The sequence below is a fragment of the Nocardioides sp. Z13_37 genome, assembly GCF_058355585.1.
In genome coordinates this window covers 72,346-89,055 of the sequence record NZ_JBZGDV010000006.1, presented here as the reverse complement: position 1 = coordinate 89,055, position 16,710 = coordinate 72,346, and the positions used below count along the sequence as shown (strand labels likewise).

Genomic DNA, 16,710 nt, shown 5'->3' with positions numbered 1-16,710 from the left:
CACTCGTGCCTGCCATCATCGACAAGCTCCTCCGCATCGGCGAGGGCAAGATCCTCCGTGAGCTCGAAGCCGTGTCCAAGGCCGTCAACGCCATCGAGGACGACTTCGTCAAGATGAGCGACGAGGAGCTCCGCGGGATGACCGACGAGTTCCGCGAGCGGCTCGCCAACGGGGAGACCCTCGACGACCTCATGCCGGAGGCGTTCGCCACGGTCCGCGAGGCGAGCAAGCGCGTGCTCGGCATGCGTCCCTTCGACGTGCAGGTGATGGGCGCCGCCGCGCTGCACCTGGGCAACATCGCCGAGATGAAGACCGGTGAGGGCAAGACGCTCGTCGCCGTGTTGCCGTCCTACCTCAACGCCCTCGAGGGCAAGGGCGTCCACGTCGTCACCGTCAACGACTACCTCGCGAAGTTCCAGTCCGAGCAGATGGGCCGCGTCCACCACTTCCTCGGCCTCACCACCGGCGTGATCCTGCCGTCGATGCGCCCGGCCGAGCGCCGCGAGGCCTACGCCTGCGACATCACCTACGGCACCAACAACGAGCTCGGCTTCGACTACCTGCGCGACAACATGGCCGACTCGGTCGAGGAGTGCGTGCAGCGCGGCCACAACTTCGCCATCGTCGACGAGGTCGACTCGATCCTCATCGACGAGGCCCGCACCCCGCTCATCATCAGCGGCCCGACCCAGGACGAGGTCAAGTGGTACGGCGAGTTCGCCAAGGTGGCCCGCACGCTGGTCCGTGACACCGACTACGAGGTCGACGAGAAGAAGCGCACCATCTCGGTGCTCGAGCCCGGCATCACCAAGGTCGAGGACCACCTCGGCATCGACAACCTCTACGACTCGGTCAACACCCCGCTCATCTCGTTCCTGAACAACTCCATCAAGGCCAAGGAGCTGTTCCGCAACGACAAGGAGTACGTCGTCATGGACGGCGAGGTGCTCATCGTCGACGAGCACACCGGCCGCATCCTGGCCGGGCGTCGCTACAACGACGGCCTGCACCAGGCCATCGAGGCCAAGGAGGGCGTGACCGTCCGCGAGGAGTACCAGACCCTCGCCACCATCACGCTGCAGAACTACTTCCGCCTCTACGACAAGCTCTCCGGCATGACCGGCACGGCGATGACCGAGGCCTCGGAGTTCGACAAGATCTACAAGCTCGGCGTCGTCCCGATCCCGACCAACCGCCCCATGCAGCGCGTCGACAACGTCGACCTCGTCTACCGCACCGAGGAGGCGAAGTACGAGGCCGTCGCCGACGACATCGCCGAACGCCACGAGAAGGGCCAGCCGGTCCTCATCGGCACCGTGTCGGTCGAGAAGTCGGAGTACCTCTCCAACCTGCTCAAGAAGCGCGGCATCCCGCACACCGTCCTCAACGCCAAGCAGCACGCCGACGAGGCCAAGGTCGTCGCCCTGGCCGGACACAAGGGCGCCGTCACCGTCGCGACCAACATGGCCGGTCGAGGCACCGACATCATGCTCGGCGGCTCGGTCGACTTCCTCGCCGACCAGGAGCTGCGCAAGCAGGGCCTCGACCCCGCCGAGGACCCCGAGGCCTACGACGCCGCGTGGCCCGCGATGGTCGAGCGGATCAAGGCCCAGGTCGCGGCCGAGCACGACGAGGTCAGGGAGCTCGGTGGCCTCTACGTCGTCGGCACCGAGCGCCACGAGTCGCGCCGCATCGACAACCAGCTGCGCGGTCGTTCCGGCCGTCAGGGCGACCCGGGCGAGTCCCGCTTCTACCTGTCGCTGCAGGACGAGATGATGCGGCTGTTCAAGTCGGAGTGGGTCGACCGGATCCTCACGGTCCTCAAGGTCCCCGACGACGTGCCGATCGACGCCAAGCGGGTCAGCAACGCCATCGCCGGCGCCCAGGCCAACATCGAGTCGCAGAACTTCGAGTCGCGCAAGAACGTCCTCAAGTACGACGACGTGATGAGCCGCCAGCGCGAGGTCGTCTACGCCGAGCGCCGCCGCGTGCTCGAGGGCGCCGACCTCGGCGAGCAGATCCGCGGCTTCCTCGACGACGTCGTCGCCGGCTACGTCCGGGGCGCGACCGAGGGCTACGCGGAGGACTGGGACCTCGACGGCCTGTTCACCGCGCTCGGCCAGCTCTACCCGGTCAGCCTGACCAAGGAGGGCGTCATCAAGGCCGCCGGCGGCCTCGAGGGGCTCACCCGCGAGTCGCTGATCGAGGACCTCCAACGCGACGTGCAGGAGGCCTACGACCGCCGCGAGGACGAGATGGGCGAGGAGGTCCAGCGCGAGCTCGAGCGCCGCGTCGTGCTCTCCGTGCTCGACCGCAAGTGGCGTGAGCACCTCTACGAGATGGACTACCTCCGCGAGGGCATCTACCTGCGCGCCTACTCCCAGCGCGACCCGCTCGTGGAGTACCAGCGCGAGGGCTTCGACATGTTCACCGCCATGATGGACGGCATCAAGGAGGAGTCGGTCGGCTTCCTGTTCAACCTCCAGGTCGAGGTCGACGAGGACGACGACGCCACCGGCGAGCCCGCCCCGGACGAGGTCATGGCGGCCGCCCCCCAGGCGCCCCAGGTCTCCGCGGCCACGCCCCAGATCGACTTCGCCCAGGCGCAGTCGCACTCGCCGACCATCCGGGCCAAGGGCCTCGACAAGCCCAACCGTCCCAAGAACCTGTCCTACAGCGCACCGTCGGAGGACGGCGAGGCCGAGGTCCACGCGGCACCCGACGCCGAGGGCGACCCGTTCGCCGGCGTGGGCCGCAACTCGCTGTGCCCCTGCGGCTCCGGGCTGAAGTTCAAGCGCTGCCACGGTGCCCCGGGCGGCGCGAGCGGCCGCGCGACCATGGGCGGCTGACCGGCACCTGATCGGGGGCTGGTCGCGAGATCAGCCGAGCTCGAGCGCGACGCACTGCCAGCGCTCGCGCACGACCTCGAACCGTGCGGCGACCGCGCGGGAGCGGCGCCCGTAGCGCACGTGTGCGCTGGCCTCGACCGCGTCGCAGCGGATCAGCGCGGTGCGCACGCCGACCACGACCGGTCGTGCGGGGTTGGGTCCGCGGACCCGACCCGGAGCGAGCCCGCCCGCAGCCGCCACGGCGCGGGCGCGCACGGACAGGGCCTCCACCACCTCCGGCGCCGCGTGGCGCAGGAGCTGGGCGACCGGTCGGTCGCCGGCGGCGATCTCGACGGCGGCCTGCAGGCACCGGGCGACGAACGCGTCGACCTGCTCGCGCGAGGCCCGCTCGAGGTCGACGAGGTCGCTGGCGCGGGTGCTGCGCAGCCGCGGGCGCGGGGGAGCGGTGCGCGGGGTGAGGTCCAGCGCGAGCGCCCCCTGGACGCTGGCGCTGCCCGGGGCAGGTCGCAGGAGGACGACCTCGGCCTCGGCGGTGTCGGGAGTGCTCATCGTCGTTCTCCGTCCGTGTCGGTGTTCGCGTCGGTGTCGGTGTCGGTGTCGGGGTGGCTGGATGGCAGGCGGAGCGCCTGGCCGGGGTGGATCAGGTCGGGGTCGTCCCCGACCACGGTGCGGTTGTGGTGCCAGATGGCGCGCCACCGCGTCGCGGTGTCGGTGGCCGGCGCGGGGTGCGCCCGCGCGATCGACCACAGGGAGTCGCCCGCCCGCACCACGTACGTCTCGTCGGCCGCCGGGCGGCCCACGGGGGAGGAGGCAGCGGGAGCCGGGCGATGCGCGCCGGAAGGGGCAACAGCCGGGGCAGGCGTGACGACCCGCTCGGGGAGCCGGAGCCCGACGAGCACCTCGGCGCCGTCGCCCCCGGCGGCCTGCGCCGGCAGGGCCCCGCCGGCCACCACGGCCACGCCGCAGGCGGCGAGCACGAGGCGGCGCGCGGCGCCGCCACTCGTCGGGACCGAGCCCGTCGCGAGCGCTGCCACCGTCACCGAGGTCACCACCCAGAGCCAGGCCAGAGCCACTGCCAGCACCGTGGCGCACGCGGCGACCACGACCTCGGCGGTGCGGTCGGCCGTGGCCGGGCCCTGCCAGGCCTCCTGCCACATGGCGGGCTGCGACCCCGCCGCCGAGGCGGCTGCCGCGCTCACCCCCAGCCACACGACACAGAGCCGGACGGCGTTGATCCCCCGAGACATCGCAACCCTTTCGTTTGCGTGCGTTTGCCTCATTCAACGTCTGGATGTCGCCGTCGTCAACGGGTGTTCCACAGGCCCTGAGCCGCCCTAGGCTGCTGCCATGTCCTGGGAGCACGAGCTGTTCGCCCTGCTCGACGACCTCGAGGGCCAGGCGGCCGCGGCGTGGGAGGCCGACCGCGAGGCCGAGCTCGCCGACCGGGCCCGCACCGAGTACGGCGCCGTCACCCTCGCCAGCCGGCTGATGGCCTCACGCGGACAGGACGTCGCGCTCGACCTGCCGCACCTCGGCCGGCTCCAGGGCCGGCTGTGGCGGGTGGCGGAGGACTGGTGCCTGCTGGGCGCGGCGGGACAGGACTGGATCGTGCCGCTGCGCGCCGTCACCGCGGTGCGCGGGGCGAGCGGACGCTCGGTGCCAGACGTGGCGTGGTCGCCGGTCGACCGCCTCGGGCTGCGCGCGGCCCTGCGTCGCCTCGCCGACGCGGGGGAGCGGTGCGTGGTGCACCTCGCCGACGGCACCCGCCACGAGGCCCACGTCGAGCGCGTGGGCGCCGACTTCGTGGAGTGCCGCGACCCGGGCGGTCGGGCCGTGCTGGTCCCCTACGCGGGCCTGGTGGCCGTGCAGAGCCGCGAGGACTGAGCCCGGCCGACCGGCGTCCGGGTGCCGGGTCCGGTCAGGTGGCCTCGACGTCGTAGGGCGGCACCTGGCCCTCGGGGAGCGAGGCCTGCCGGGCGGCCTGCGCCTGCTCGCGGTCGACCTCGGCCATCGCCTCGGTGATGTGCTTGCGCACGATCGAGCGCGGGTCGAGGTCGCTCAGCTGCAGGTCGGCGTACTCCGGGCCGAGCTCGCTGCGCAGCTCGTCGCGGGCGTTGGTGGCGAGCCCGCGGGCCCGGTGCAGGAGCTGGGCCGCCTGCCGAGCGAGGTCGGGCAGCTTGTCGGGACCCAGCACGATGACCGCCACGAGGGCGATCACGGCCAGCTCGAGCAGCCCGACGTCGAACATGCCCCAGAACCTACTGCCTGGCCCGGGTCAGAACTTGCTGGACGGGGTCAGCCCGAGCTGCATGCCCGCGAGACCGCGCCCGCGACCCGACAGCGTCTCGGCGACCCGGGTGAGCTCGCGCGCGGCCGGCGCGGCCGGGTCGGCCTCCACGATGGGCTTGCCGACGTCGCCACCCTCGCGGAGCGAGATGTCGAGGGGGATCTGGGCCAGGACCGGCACGTCGTAGCCGAACCGCTCCGAGAGGGTCCGGGCGACCCGGGCGCCGCCGCCGCTTCCGAAGACCTCGAGGCGGTGGTCGTCCTCGGGCGGGCAGTGCGGGCAGGGGAGGTAGCTCATGTTCTCGACGACGCCCACGACCCGCTGGTGCATCATCGAGGCCATCGTGCCGGCGCGCTCGGCGACCTCGGCCGCTGCCTCCTGCGGGGTGGTGACGACGACGACCTCGGCGTTGGGCAGGTGCTGGCCGAGCGAGATGGCCACGTCGCCGGTGCCGGGCGGCAGGTCGAGGAGCAGGGCGTCGAGGTCGCCCCAGTAGACGTCGGCGAGCATCTGCACCAGCGCGCGGTCGAGCATCGGCCCACGCCAGGCCACGACCTGGTCGCGGCGCGGCTTGAGCATGCCGATCGAGATCACCGAGACCCCGGACGGCGTCGGCACGGGCATGATGAGGTCGTCGACCTGCGTCGGGCGGGCGTCGGCGATGCCGAGCATCGCCGGCACCGAGTGGCCGTAGATGTCGGCGTCGACGACGCCGACCTTGAGGCCCTGCGCGGCCATGGCGAGGGCCAGGTTGACCGTGACGGACGACTTGCCGACGCCGCCCTTGCCGCTGGCGATCGCGTAGACCTTGGTCAGCGAGCCGGCCTGGGCGAAGGGGATCTCGCGCTGGGCGCGGCCGTCGCTGAGGATCTCCTTGAGGCCGGCGCGCTGCTCGGCGCTCATCACGCCCAGGGTGAGGTCGACCGAGGCGACGCCCGGGACCTTGGTCACCGCCGCCGTGACGTCGCGGTTGATGGTGTCCTTGAGCGGGCAGCCCGCCACCGTCAGCAGCACGTGGACCGCGACCGAGCCGTCCTCGGCGACCGCGACGGAGTCGACCATCCCCAGGTCGGTGATGGGCCGCTTGATCTCCGGGTCGTTGACGGTCGCGAGGGCGTCCATCACCTGCTGCTGCGTGGGGGTGCTCATGATGCTGAAGTCTACGAGCCGCCCCGTGACCTCACGGTCCCGGCTCGTCCTCGGGGGCCCGGCGGGACAGGTCCTCGATGTCGCCCATCAGGCCGCGCAGCTCCGAGCGGAGGAAGTCGCGGGTGGCGACCTCCCCGACGGCCATGCGCAGGGACGCCACCTCGCGGGCCAGGAACTCCATGTCGGCCTGGGACTGGGCGTTGACCCGGCGGTCCTGCTCGGCGAGCACCTTGTCGCGGTTCTCCTGGCGGTTCTGGGCGAGCAGGATCAGCGGCGCTGCGTACGACGCCTGCAGGCTGAGCATCAGGGTGAGGAAGATGAAGGGGAAGTCGTCGAAGCGCAGGTCGCCCGGCGCGAGGGTGTTCCACGCGATCCAGGCGGCGACGAACATCGTCATCCACAGCAGGAACTTCGCGGTGCCCATGTAGCGCGCGAACGACTCTGCGAAGACGCCGAACGCGTCCGCGTCCACCGTGGGGCGGCGCACCAGCGGGCGTCGCGTCTCGCGGGGCGTGTCGAGACGCGTGCGGCGGTCTGCGCTCATCGGGCACCTCCGGCGATGGGACCGGGCCGCGGGGCACGGTCGCGCCAGCCCTCGGGAAGCATGTGGTCGAGCAGGTCGTCGACCGTCACCGCCCCGATCAGGCGCCCCTCGTCGTCGACCACCGGCGCCGCGACCAGGTTGTAGGTGGCCAGGTGGGCGGCCACCGCGTCGAGCGAGGCGTCGGGGCGCAGCGGGTCCATCGACTCGTCGAGCGCGGCCGCGACCAGGGTCGAGGGCGGCTCGCGCAGCAGTCGCTGGATGTGGGCGGCGCCGAGGAGGCGCCCGGTGGGCGTCTCGAGCGGCTGCCGGCAGACGTAGACCAGCGCCGCGAGGGCCGGGGTGAGCTCGGGGTTGCGCACCTGGGCCAGGGCGTCGGCGATGGTCGCGTCGGGGGAGAGGATCACCGGCTCGGGGGTCATCATCGCGCCGGCGGTGTCGTCCTCGTAGGACATCAGCCGCCGCACGTCCTCCGCCTCGTCGGGCTCCATCAGCCCCAGCAGCGTCGCGGCGGTCTCGGGCCTGAGGTCGGCGATGAGGTCGGCGGCGTCGTCGGCCGACATCTCCTGCAGCACGTCGGCGGCGCGCTCGGAGTCGAGGTGCTCGAGGATCTCGACCTGGTCCTCCTCGGGCAGCTCCTCGAGCACATCGGCGAGCCGCTCGTCGCCGAGCGCGGCCACCACGGCCGTGCGCCGCTCCAGCGGGAGGTCGTGGATCACGTTGGCCGCGTCGGCGGGTCGCATGTCGTTGAGCGCCGCGATGAGGTGGGTGGCGCCCTGGGTCGGCTCCTGCCGGGTCAGCCCGGTGACGTCGCGCCACTCCACGACGTGGGTCTGCCCCCGGCGCCGGAACCCCCTGCTCGGCTCCTGCACCGCGACCCGGGAGAGCACCCAGTCGCGGTTGCGCGCCTGCTCCATCGCGACGTCGTAGACCACGCCCGTGACGCCGGACTCCTTGATGGTCACGGTGCGGTCGAGCATCTGGCCCATCACGAGGGTCTCGGTGGAGCGCTGCTCGAAGCGCCGCATGTTGAGCAGGCCGGTGGTGTGCACCTGACCGCTGTCGATGGCGGTGATCCGGGTCATCGGCACGAAGATCCGGCGTCGGCCGAACACCTCGGCGACGATGCCGAGGACGCGCGGCTGGCTCGTCTCCGTGCGGAGCGCGACGACCAGGTCACGCACCTTGGCCACCTGGTCGCCCTGCGGGTCGAAGATCGGCAGCCCGACGAGCCGTGCCACGAAGACGCGGGTCGGGGTGGTGCTCACGCTGGCCACCGTAGCGTGCCGCGCTCGCCGCGAACCCCTCTCCACGCCGCGGCGTTGGTGTACGCTCAGTCGCACGAGTCACTTCCGTCACATCGACCGGGCCCGGGCCAGGCACGTGCTGCACGTGTTGTGGAGGGGTCGCGGTCGGGTCACCTCGACGACGCCACTTCCCCGACATCTGTGAGGCCCCTTCCATGTCCGGTTTCCTGTCCGGCACGACCGCTCCCTCGCGCACGTCCTCCCTCCGGCGCCTCTGCGCGGGCGGGCTCGCCCTCGCGACCGCGCTGCTGGTGGCCCCGGCCGCCATCGACGGCCCGGCGACGGCCCGGGCGGCCGAGCCGGCCGCGGCGACGGGCGCGACTGTCGCCGCTCGCGCCCTCGACACGGCCCAGACCACCCCGGCCACGTCGTTCCGGGTGGGCAACTTCAACGTCCTCGGCGCCGACCACACCGCTCCGGGCGGCAAGCGCAAGGGCTGGGAGTCCGGCGTGGTGCGGATGGACCGCGTGGTCAGCCTGCTCCAGCAGAACGCGCTCGACGTGGTGGGCTTCCAGGAGTTCCAGCCGCCGCAGGCCCTGCGCTTCCAGGAGCTGATGGGCACCTCGTGGCAGACCTACCCGGGCCTCGACAACCCGGCCGGGCCGTCGGTGAACTCGATCGGCTGGCGCACCGACGTGTGGACGCTCCTCGAGGCCCGCACCATCCCGATCCCCTACTTCGACGGCGTGCCGAGCCGGATGCCGGCCGTGCTCCTGCAGAACATCGGCACCGGCCGCCGGGTGTGGTTCTTCAACACCCACAACCCCGCCGACGTCCGTGGGCCGGCCCAGCAGTGGCGCAACACCGGCTTCGCGATGGAGGTGGCGCTGGCCAACGAGCTGCGCGCCGCCTACCCCGACGCGCCCTTCATCTCCCTCGGCGACAAGAACGAGCGCGGCAGCGACTACTACTGCGCCGTGGCGCCCGGTGCCAACATGTGGTCGGCCAGCGGCGGATACGTCGACGGCACCAAGTGCCAGCCTCCCAGCGGTGGCGCGATCGACTGGATCATGGGCACCAAGGACGTGTTCTTCAACGGCTACACCCGCGTGTGGAACGACTTCGTCTCCCGCACCAGCGACCACCCGCTCTACTACGCCAACGCGGTCGTCCCCGCCTCGGACCCGGTCGGCGTCGACCACGTCGTCGTCGTGGCCGTGCCCGGCCTGACCTCCACCGTCGTGCGCGGCACCAGCGCCCCCGGCGAGGCCTCGCGGATGGCGACCAACGGCGCGTCGACCACCAACGCGCGCACGGCCACCGAGAACACCGGCCCCGACGCCAACCTGATGACGCTGCTCAGCGGCCGCCGGGTCTTCCCCAAGGGAGGCGGCCACGGCGTCGGCGCCAAGACGCGACTGCCGTCGACCGTGCACGACTCGGCCGGGCAGTACGTCTCCAGCATCTTCGACCTCGCGCACAACAACTCGGCGCGCACGATGTTCGCCTCCAGCCGCCAGGAGACCCGGCTCGTCCTCCGCAGCTGGAACCGCAAGACCGGCGGCAAGGACCCCTACGGCGTCGACGACGGCCCGGCGAAGATCGACCGGTTCAAGATCATGCGCGACGACTCCCGCAGCGTCGGCTGGTGGCGCGACACGATCGCGCGCAAGCCCGCTGAGCTGAGCGTGATCGAGCTGTCGGGCGTGCTCGGCGCCGGTCTCGACGGCGGCTTCCGCGGTCCGGCCTACAAGAAGGCGGTGCGCAAGGCGTTCCAGCGCGTGGCCAGCATCCGTCGCAGCATCGCCAAGTCGCCCGCGATGGGCGGCACCACGCTGCTGATCGTCACCGGCACCGGTGGGGCGCAGAAGGCGCGTGGCTCCTCGCGCACCTGGGCGCAGAGCTACCGCGTGCCCATGTGGGTGACCGGCCCCGGCGTCCCGGCCGGCAGCGACCTCTACTCGCTCAACCCCTCCGCCACCTCGCCCGGCAAGCAGCAGACCGGCTACTCCGGCGCCCAGCCCATCCGGGTCGGCGACCTCACCAACCTCGTCACCCGCACCCTCGGCGTGCCACCGGTGCCGGGCTCCACGATGAACACCCAGCAGCAGTTCCAGGCCTTCGACCCGCTGCTGGTGCCGGGGTCCTGACTCGACGACATTTGGCCCCCGGCGGCGCCCCCCGGGTTAGGGTTGGCTCTCCGAGCCGTCCACGCCCGGCGTGGAGTCTCCGCCGGGGCAGTCGGCTCACCCCTCGCAGAAGGTGGCCGTGACCGACCCTGAGACCGACCCCGAGCCCGCGGCCGGCCGTCGCCGCTCGCGCCTCGAGCTCTGGGCGCCGGTGCTCGTGCTCGTCGTGGTCGCCGCCGTGGTGTGGGTGTCGTTCTGGTCCGACACGGCGGTCGAGGACGTCGCGGGCGACCGGGAGTCGCGGGCCACTGCGGTCTCCGACGGCACGACGGGCACCGACGACGACGCCGGTGACGAGGCGGACGACGAGGCGGACGGCGACGGGGACGACGCCGGGGACGACGCCGCCGGCTCGCCGGGTGCGGAGCCCCGGCACCACGCGCAGGAGCAGCTCGAGGAGTCCGTACGCCGCTTCCGCGCGGCCCAGCGACGGCTCGCCGCTCGGGTCTCGCGCCAGGTCAAGGTGGCCGAGAGGCGCAACCAGACCCTCGAGTTCCAGGTCGCGAGCTTCAACGTGCTCGGCGACTCCCACACCGGCCCGGGCGGCAACAAGCCGGGCTACCCCGACGGCAGCCCCCGCATGGACATGGCGATCTCGACGTTGCGCAGCAACGGCATCGACGTGGTGGGGTTCCAGGAGTTCGAGCAGAGCCAGTACTCGATGTTCACCGCGCGGGCGGGGGAGTACTCCCTCTACCCGGGCATGACGCTGGGCAACAAGTCGGTGCGGTTCAACATCGCCTGGCGCTCCGACATGTTCCGGATGGTGGATGCCCACACGCTGTCCATCCCCTACGCGGGCGGCAGCCGCATCGCGATGCCGGTCGTGCTGCTGGAGTCGACCAGCACCGGGCGGCGGGCGTGGTTCGCCAACTTCCACAACCCGGCCGACACGGCGAGGCTGGGCAGCAACGGCCGCTGGCGGGCCGAGGCCGCCGCCATCGAGGTGTCCCACCTGACCCAGCTCCACCAGGCCGAGGGGCTTCCGGTCATCGCCACCGGCGACTACAACGAGCGCGCCGAGATCTTCTGCCGCTTCGCCGCCACGGGCGTCTTCACGGCGGCCGCGGGCGGCAGCGCCGTCGGCGGCTGCTCGCCGCCGCCGCGGATGGGAGTCGACTGGATCTTCGGCTCCACAGGTGTCGCATTCACCGACTACGCGGTGACCGACACGGGCAACGCCTCCGATCACGCGATGGTCCACTCGACGGCCACCCTCACCTCCGACGGGGTGCTCGACGACACCGACGGCGAGGACGAGACGGACGAGTAGGCGCCCCCGAGCGGGAGCCGCGGGAGCGGGCACCGAGGAGCGGCCGACGCCCCCGGCGGACCCCTCGATATACTCACGTCCCGTGAGGTCCCTGAGCCAGCTGAGGCGTCCCGTCGCGCTGGAGGTCCTCCGGATCGACGCCGCGGGCCTGCTGGTCGGCGGCGCACGCGAGCAGCTGGTCGACGTGGCCTTCGACGGCCGGCGCATCTGGTCGTTCTGGCTGCTGCGCGACGGCGCGCCGGGTGACGACGGGATCACCCTCGCCTGGCCCAAGCCGCTGCGACCGTTCCTCGACGGCGTCACCGAGGTGACGCTCACCGACCCGGGCACCGGCACGGTGCTGTTCTCCCGCACGGTCCAGTTCGGCGAGGGCACCGACCGCATCGAGGTCGTCAACCCGGCCGGCCGGCCGCTGGCCCTCGACAAGTCGCTCAAGCTCGTCGAGACCTTCGACACCCGCGACGCCGCCCAGGTCGAGCCGCTGCTCGACGCCATCGAGGAGGTGCTCGGCGCGCTGCGCGAGGTGGGCCTCGACGCCTTCCTCGCCTACGGCACCGCCCTCGGCGCCATCCGCGACGGCGGCCTCATCGGCCACGACAGCGACGCCGACCTCGGCTACGTCAGCGCCCACGACCACCCCGTCGACGTGATCCGCGAGTCGTTCCGCATCCAGCGGGCGCTCACCGACATGGGCTACCGCGTGACCCGCTACAGCGCCATCGCCCTGAAGATCCACGTCCTCGAGAGCGACGGCCTCGACCGTGGCCTCGACGTGTTCGGCGGGTTCATGCGCGACGGGATGCTCTACCTCATGGGCGAGATCGCCGTGCCGTTCGAGCGTGAGTGGATCTACCCGCTCGGCACCGCGTCGCTGGAGGGTCGGGAGTTCCCGGTGCCCGCCCACGCCGACAAGTTCCTCACCGCCACCTACGGCCCGCACTGGCGCGTGCCCGACCCGGCCTACAAGTTCACCACCCCCGAGAGCACCATCGAGCTGTTCAACGGCTGGTTCCGGGGGATGCGCACCGGCCGCGCCGGCTGGCACGCCTACCACAAGCGCACGGCCCACCGCGCCACGTCGGTGTCGCCCGTGGCGCGCGAGGTGGCCGAGCGTCACCCCGACCTCGCGACCTACGTCGACATCGGGTGTGGTCGCGGCACCGACGTCGCCTGGTTCGCCGACCGCGGCGTCAGCGCGATCGGGCTGGACTTCCAGCCCTACGCCTACGACGAGGAGGCGCGACGCCGCGCCGACGACGAGCGCGTGACCTTCCAGCTCTTCAACCTCCTCGAGCTGCGCCACGTGCTGGCCGTCCCGGCCTGGATCGCTCGGCTGCCCGGACCGCGGGCGGTCGGCTGCGTGCACGTCATCGAGCGGCTCGGACGCCGCGGTCGCCTCAACATGCTGCGCGCGGCCCGGATGATGCTGGCCGGCACCGACGGCACCCTGCACCTGCAGTTCCTCAGCGAGAAGGGCCGCGACGGCTACGCTCGCCGCACCGGCGCCCGCAAGCCGCTCGACCCCGCTGTCGTGGCCGCCGAGGTGGCCGAGTCCGGCGGGCGCATCGTGGAGGAGGTCCGCGAGCAGGTGTCGTCGGCACCCGGGAGCTCGCAGGTGTGCCGCATGATCATCGACTGGAACGCGTGAGGTGGGAGCAGACATGTTCGGACGCAGGAACCGTTCCGTCACCGGGGGCACCCGCGACCTCGAGAAGCGCGTCGCGGCGCTGGAGGAGGCCGTGCAGGAGAACCGCGCGCTCAACGTGCGCGTCGCCGAGCTCACCGACGTCGTGACCGAGCTGCTGCTGCCGGTGGCGGCGCGCGACGAGGAGAGGCTGGAGGAGCTGCTCGGGAAGTACCGAGGGGACTTCTCTTGAGCCCTGGCCCGCGCGAGCGCCGCGGCGGACCGCGTCGGGTCTTCCTCCACATCGGGCTGCCCAAGACGGGCACGACCTACCTCCAGCAGGTGCTGTGGGGCAACCGCGACCGGCTCCTCGCCGACGGCGTGCTGCTGCCCGGCTTCGGGCACCGCGAGCACCTGTGGGCGGCACTCGACCTGCAGGAGCGGCCTCGGCTGGCCAAGCGGCACCCGGACGCGCCCGGTGCCTGGCGGCGCCTGGTCGACCAGGTCGCCGCTCACCCCGGCGACGTGCTGATCACCCACGAGTTCCTCTGCGGCGCCAGCGCCGAGCAGGCCGCCCGCGCGGTCGCGGACTTCCCGGAGGCCGAGGTGCACCTCGTCGTCACGGCGCGCGACGCCGCGAGCGTCGTCTCCGCCGGCTGGCAGGAGTCGGTGAAGAACGGCGGCACCGTCGGCCTCGACGCGGTGCTGGCCGGCCGCGCCGCGGGCGGTCCGGAGTTTAGCATGCGCACGTGGGACCTCGCCGGGGTGCTCGAGCGCTGGACCCCCGACCTGCCGAGCGAGCGGGTGCACGTGCTGGTGATGCCCGGTGCCGGTGAGGCGCGCGACCTGCACTGGCGCCACTTCGCCGAGGTGCTCGGCATCGACCCGGACGACTACCCGGCGCCCGTCGACGCGGTCAACCCGGCCCTGGGCATCGTGCAGATCGAGACGCTCCGCCTGGTCAACAAGCACCTGCCGCCCTACTCGGCGCACGAGCGCGGCGTGTGGATCCGCGGCTACCTCGCCGAGGACCTGCTGGCCCGCCAGCCCCGGGAGCGCGGGGGCGTGCCGGCCGAGCACCGCGCGCGGTTCGCCGAGCTCGACCGCGCCGCCACGGCCCTGATCGCCGAGCGGGGATTCCACGTGCTGGGGGAGCTCTCCGCGCTGACGGCCGAGCCTGCGAGCGCGCCGGGACGAGAGCCCGACACGGTCACCGCCGACGAGCTTGTTGAATCGGCCTCGCGTCTCGTCGCTGATATCGTGGCCGACGTCCGCGCGAGCACAGGTGATGTGCCGCCACGTCGGGGAAATCCCTGATCCGGGCGCCACGGGGCGCCACCGGTGCCACGTAGGAGTCGTTGTGCGTTCGAAGTTCGTTGCCCTGCTCGCAGCCTCCGGGCTGCTGGCCGCCCTGGCCGCCCCCACCTCCGGAGCGGCGTCCGCGGGCCCGGCGCCCGCCGCCCCCGGCCAGGCCGCGCAGAGGGGCCAGGCCGCCACGTCGGCCGAGCCCACGTCGGCGAAGCCCACGGCGCCCGCCGCGCGCAAGCCCGGCAAGCCCAACAAGAAGTGGAAGGTCCCCACCGGGGCCAAGTTCAACAACCCGATGGTCGAGAAGGACCGCTACGTCATCGAGCGCCACATCCTGCGCGCGATCCGCAACACGCCGCGCGGGGAGAAGATCGTCATCTCGGCCTACTCCCTCGACCGGCAGGTGTTCGCCGACGAGCTCATCCGCGCCCACCGCCGCGGCGTGAAGGTGCAGGTGCTGCTCAACGACCACCTCGTGCCCAACGCGCAGGTGCGCATCCAGCGGGTGCTCGGCCACAAGACCAAGAAGTCGAGCTTCCTCAAGCGCTGCAAGTCGGGGTGCCGCGCCGACGACAACGAGTACAACAACCTGCACAGCAAGTTCTACCTGTTCAGCCGCACCGGCAAGAACCGCAACGTCGTGATGCTCGGCTCGCAGAACATGACGATGAATGCCGTGCGCTGGCAGTGGAACGACCTGTGGACCACGGTCGGCAAGAAGACCCTCTACGACCAGTTCCTCCGACTGTTCAACGACATGCGTCCCGACTGGGACAAGCGCCGTCCCTCCTACTTCTTCTGCGAGACGGGCATGACCTGCCCCTCCGGCGACCAGCACAAGTACTTGAACATCGTCTTCCCGCGCCACACCACGCCCAACAAGGACGTCATCCTCGACATCCTCAACAACATCCAGTGCGTCTACACCGACGCGGCGGGGACGCAGCGGCGCACCCAGCTCGCACTCTCGATGCACACCATGCGCGGCGGCCGCGGCAACTACATCGCCGACAAGCTGCGCCAGCTCTACGCCGACGGGTGCCACCTGCGGGTCAACTACGGGCTGATGGGCTTCCACACCAAGCAGCACATCGGCGCCCCGACGGCCCGCGGCCGCGTGCCGCTGCGCTCGACCGGGTTCAACCTCAGGGACGACGTGCCGACCGGCGACCCCGAGATCGACAACATGCCCGAGAGCATCGAGCGCTACACCCACCACAAGTACTTCGTGCTGCGCGGGTCCTACAAGGGCAACATCGACAGCCACATGGTGTGGACCGGATCGACGAACTGGTCGAGCCTGGGCACGCCCCAGGACGAGATCCTCTTCAGCATGCACGGGCGCGGGATGGTGCGTGACTACATGAAGAACTTCAACCTGATGTGGAAGAAGCCCTACAGCCGCGACGCCTACACCACGACGTACTCCTCGTGGAAGACCGTCAACGGCCGCCGGGTCGGGGTCGGCCCGATGGTGACGGTCGAGCCCGACGGGCTGACCGGCGGCGGCCCCACCTGGGAGAACGACTGACCGAGGCGCCTCAGCCCTCCTGCTCGCCCGCCTCGTCGGCAGGCAGGAGGGACTCCGCGAGCCCGCGGACGGTCTCGAGGTCAGGACCCTGCAGCACGACGGTGCTGCCCTTGAGGTCGTGCGCGAGCACGGTGGCACCCGCGTGGTCCCATGCCGACCAGGTGCCGGTGCCCCAGTCGGACAGGTCGACGTCGTCGGCGGCCGTGAGGTCGGGCTGGTCGCCGAGCACCTCGGCGCTGGTGCCCGGGAGCTGGTCGAGGACGACCTCGCCGGTCGGCGCAGTGAACTCCATGCGCCACCACTGCGGGTCGGGCTGGTAGCCGCCGCCGACGGCGGTCCAGCCGTCGGGCAGGGTCGAGGGCACCATCGTGATGACGCCGTCGGAGGTCGCGCGCAGCGCGGACTTCTTGTAGCGCGGCGACACGGCCGGCTCGGTGCCGAAGTCGATCGGCTCGACCGCGGCCGCGGTCTCGGTGGGGGAGGCGGAGGGGGACGCGGAGGACGTCTCCGACGAGGGGTCGACACCGGTGTCAGGAGTGGCGTCGTCGTCGCCGCACGCGCCGGCGAGCAGGACGAGGGAGGCTCCCAGGGCTGGTCCGATCACACGGATGGGTCGCATGCGCGCCAGTCTCTCACGGGCGTCGGTGCCGGGCCGGGGTGTGACGACTGTCTCGGCGCCGGGCCCTGCCCCCGGTCCTCGCTCGCGACCTAG

Annotated in this window: 15 protein-coding genes; 8 read left to right on the top strand and 7 right to left on the bottom strand. The window is 72.0% G+C overall.

Translation table 11 applies throughout. From position 1 onward, the window contains the following. Positions 1–5: 5 nt before the first annotated feature. Complete coding sequence (gene secA / locus AC4H2S_RS14885) at positions 6–2,849, top strand: preprotein translocase subunit SecA (protein ID WP_491497751.1); 2,844 nt, start codon at positions 6–8, stop codon at positions 2,847–2,849. A 30-nt stretch (positions 2,850–2,879) separates the two neighbouring features. Here the strand turns inward: secA and AC4H2S_RS14880 are convergent, their stop codons facing one another. Next, the gene (locus AC4H2S_RS14880) at positions 2,880–3,398 is read right to left on the bottom strand and encodes an Rv3235 family protein (protein WP_491497750.1); all 519 of its coding nucleotides are present in this window, start codon (positions 3,396–3,398) and stop codon (positions 2,880–2,882) included. After that, entirely contained in the window at positions 3,395–4,096 is a 702-nt protein-coding gene (locus AC4H2S_RS14875; protein ID WP_491497749.1) for a LysM peptidoglycan-binding domain-containing protein, read from the bottom strand. The genes AC4H2S_RS14880 and AC4H2S_RS14875 overlap by 4 nt, the downstream gene beginning before the upstream one ends. A gap of 100 nt (positions 4,097–4,196) precedes the next feature. Between AC4H2S_RS14875 and AC4H2S_RS14870 the strand changes: the two genes are divergently transcribed. Continuing rightward, entirely contained in the window at positions 4,197–4,733 is a 537-nt protein-coding gene (locus tag AC4H2S_RS14870) for a hypothetical protein (RefSeq protein ID WP_491497748.1), read from the top strand. A 34-nt stretch (positions 4,734–4,767) separates the two neighbouring features. On the opposite strand, the gene AC4H2S_RS14865 is transcribed toward AC4H2S_RS14870, so the two are convergent. From AC4H2S_RS14865 to AC4H2S_RS14850, 4 genes are read right to left on the bottom strand one after another with little or no spacing between them, the layout of a single operon-like run. Further along, positions 4,768–5,097 (bottom strand): sec-independent translocase, encoded by a 330-nt coding sequence (locus AC4H2S_RS14865; protein WP_491497747.1) that lies wholly within the window; start codon positions 5,095–5,097, stop codon positions 4,768–4,770. A 27-nt stretch (positions 5,098–5,124) separates the two neighbouring features. After that, positions 5,125–6,285 (bottom strand): Mrp/NBP35 family ATP-binding protein, encoded by a 1,161-nt coding sequence (locus AC4H2S_RS14860; RefSeq protein WP_491497746.1) that lies wholly within the window; start codon positions 6,283–6,285, stop codon positions 5,125–5,127. Between the two features lie 31 nt (positions 6,286–6,316). Further along, a complete protein-coding gene (locus tag AC4H2S_RS14855; RefSeq protein WP_491497745.1) occupies positions 6,317–6,829 on the bottom strand; it encodes a DUF1003 domain-containing protein in 513 nt (170 codons plus the stop codon). Then, positions 6,826–8,094, bottom strand: coding sequence for a magnesium transporter MgtE N-terminal domain-containing protein (locus tag AC4H2S_RS14850; protein ID WP_491497744.1), 1,269 nt, complete (start codon positions 8,092–8,094; stop codon positions 6,826–6,828). Before AC4H2S_RS14850 ends, AC4H2S_RS14855 begins: the two co-directional genes overlap by 4 nt. A 194-nt stretch (positions 8,095–8,288) precedes the next feature. On the opposite strand from AC4H2S_RS14850, the gene AC4H2S_RS14845 reads away from it, so the two are divergent. The 6 genes from AC4H2S_RS14845 (at position 8,289) to AC4H2S_RS14820 (ending at position 15,998) form a co-directional block, all read left to right on the top strand. Beyond that, positions 8,289–10,223, top strand: coding sequence for an endonuclease/exonuclease/phosphatase family protein (locus AC4H2S_RS14845; protein WP_491497743.1), 1,935 nt, complete (start codon positions 8,289–8,291; stop codon positions 10,221–10,223). A gap of 118 nt (positions 10,224–10,341) precedes the next feature. Then, the gene (locus AC4H2S_RS14840; protein WP_491497742.1) at positions 10,342–11,535 is read left to right on the top strand and encodes an endonuclease/exonuclease/phosphatase family protein; all 1,194 of its coding nucleotides are present in this window, start codon (positions 10,342–10,344) and stop codon (positions 11,533–11,535) included. An 82-nt stretch (positions 11,536–11,617) separates the two neighbouring features. After that, positions 11,618–13,183 (top strand): class I SAM-dependent methyltransferase, encoded by a 1,566-nt coding sequence (locus AC4H2S_RS14835; protein ID WP_491497741.1) that lies wholly within the window; start codon positions 11,618–11,620, stop codon positions 13,181–13,183. A gap of 13 nt (positions 13,184–13,196) precedes the next feature. After that, positions 13,197–13,412 (top strand): DUF6752 domain-containing protein, encoded by a 216-nt coding sequence (locus AC4H2S_RS14830; RefSeq protein ID WP_491497740.1) that lies wholly within the window; start codon positions 13,197–13,199, stop codon positions 13,410–13,412. Continuing rightward, the gene (locus AC4H2S_RS14825; RefSeq protein ID WP_491497739.1) at positions 13,409–14,476 is read left to right on the top strand and encodes a hypothetical protein; all 1,068 of its coding nucleotides are present in this window, start codon (positions 13,409–13,411) and stop codon (positions 14,474–14,476) included. Before AC4H2S_RS14830 ends, AC4H2S_RS14825 begins: the two co-directional genes overlap by 4 nt. Before the next feature lie 43 nt (positions 14,477–14,519). Next, on the top strand, positions 14,520–15,998 hold the full coding sequence (locus tag AC4H2S_RS14820) for a phospholipase D-like domain-containing protein (RefSeq protein ID WP_491497738.1): 1,479 nt from the start codon (positions 14,520–14,522) through the stop codon (positions 15,996–15,998). Between the two features lie 10 nt (positions 15,999–16,008). Here the strand turns inward: AC4H2S_RS14820 and AC4H2S_RS14815 are convergent, their stop codons facing one another. Beyond that, on the bottom strand, positions 16,009–16,617 hold the full coding sequence (locus AC4H2S_RS14815) for a hypothetical protein (protein WP_491497737.1): 609 nt from the start codon (positions 16,615–16,617) through the stop codon (positions 16,009–16,011). Positions 16,618–16,710 lie beyond the last annotated feature (93 nt).

Coding starts and splice junctions, on each gene's coding strand:
- AC4H2S_RS14880 (WP_491497750.1), bottom strand. CDS start 3,398: ATGAGCACTCCCGACACCGCCGAGGCCGAGGTCGTCCTCCTGCGACCT.
- AC4H2S_RS14875 (WP_491497749.1), bottom strand. CDS start 4,096: ATGTCTCGGGGGATCAACGCCGTCCGGCTCTGTGTCGTGTGGCTGGGG.
- AC4H2S_RS14870 (WP_491497748.1), top strand. CDS start 4,197: ATGTCCTGGGAGCACGAGCTGTTCGCCCTGCTCGACGACCTCGAGGGC.
- AC4H2S_RS14865 (WP_491497747.1), bottom strand. CDS start 5,097: ATGTTCGACGTCGGGCTGCTCGAGCTGGCCGTGATCGCCCTCGTGGCG.
- AC4H2S_RS14860 (WP_491497746.1), bottom strand. CDS start 6,285: ATGAGCACCCCCACGCAGCAGCAGGTGATGGACGCCCTCGCGACCGTC.
- AC4H2S_RS14855 (WP_491497745.1), bottom strand. CDS start 6,829: ATGAGCGCAGACCGCCGCACGCGTCTCGACACGCCCCGCGAGACGCGA.
- AC4H2S_RS14845 (WP_491497743.1), top strand. CDS start 8,289: ATGTCCGGTTTCCTGTCCGGCACGACCGCTCCCTCGCGCACGTCCTCC.
- AC4H2S_RS14830 (WP_491497740.1), top strand. CDS start 13,197: ATGTTCGGACGCAGGAACCGTTCCGTCACCGGGGGCACCCGCGACCTC.
- AC4H2S_RS14815 (WP_491497737.1), bottom strand. CDS start 16,617: ATGCGACCCATCCGTGTGATCGGACCAGCCCTGGGAGCCTCCCTCGTC.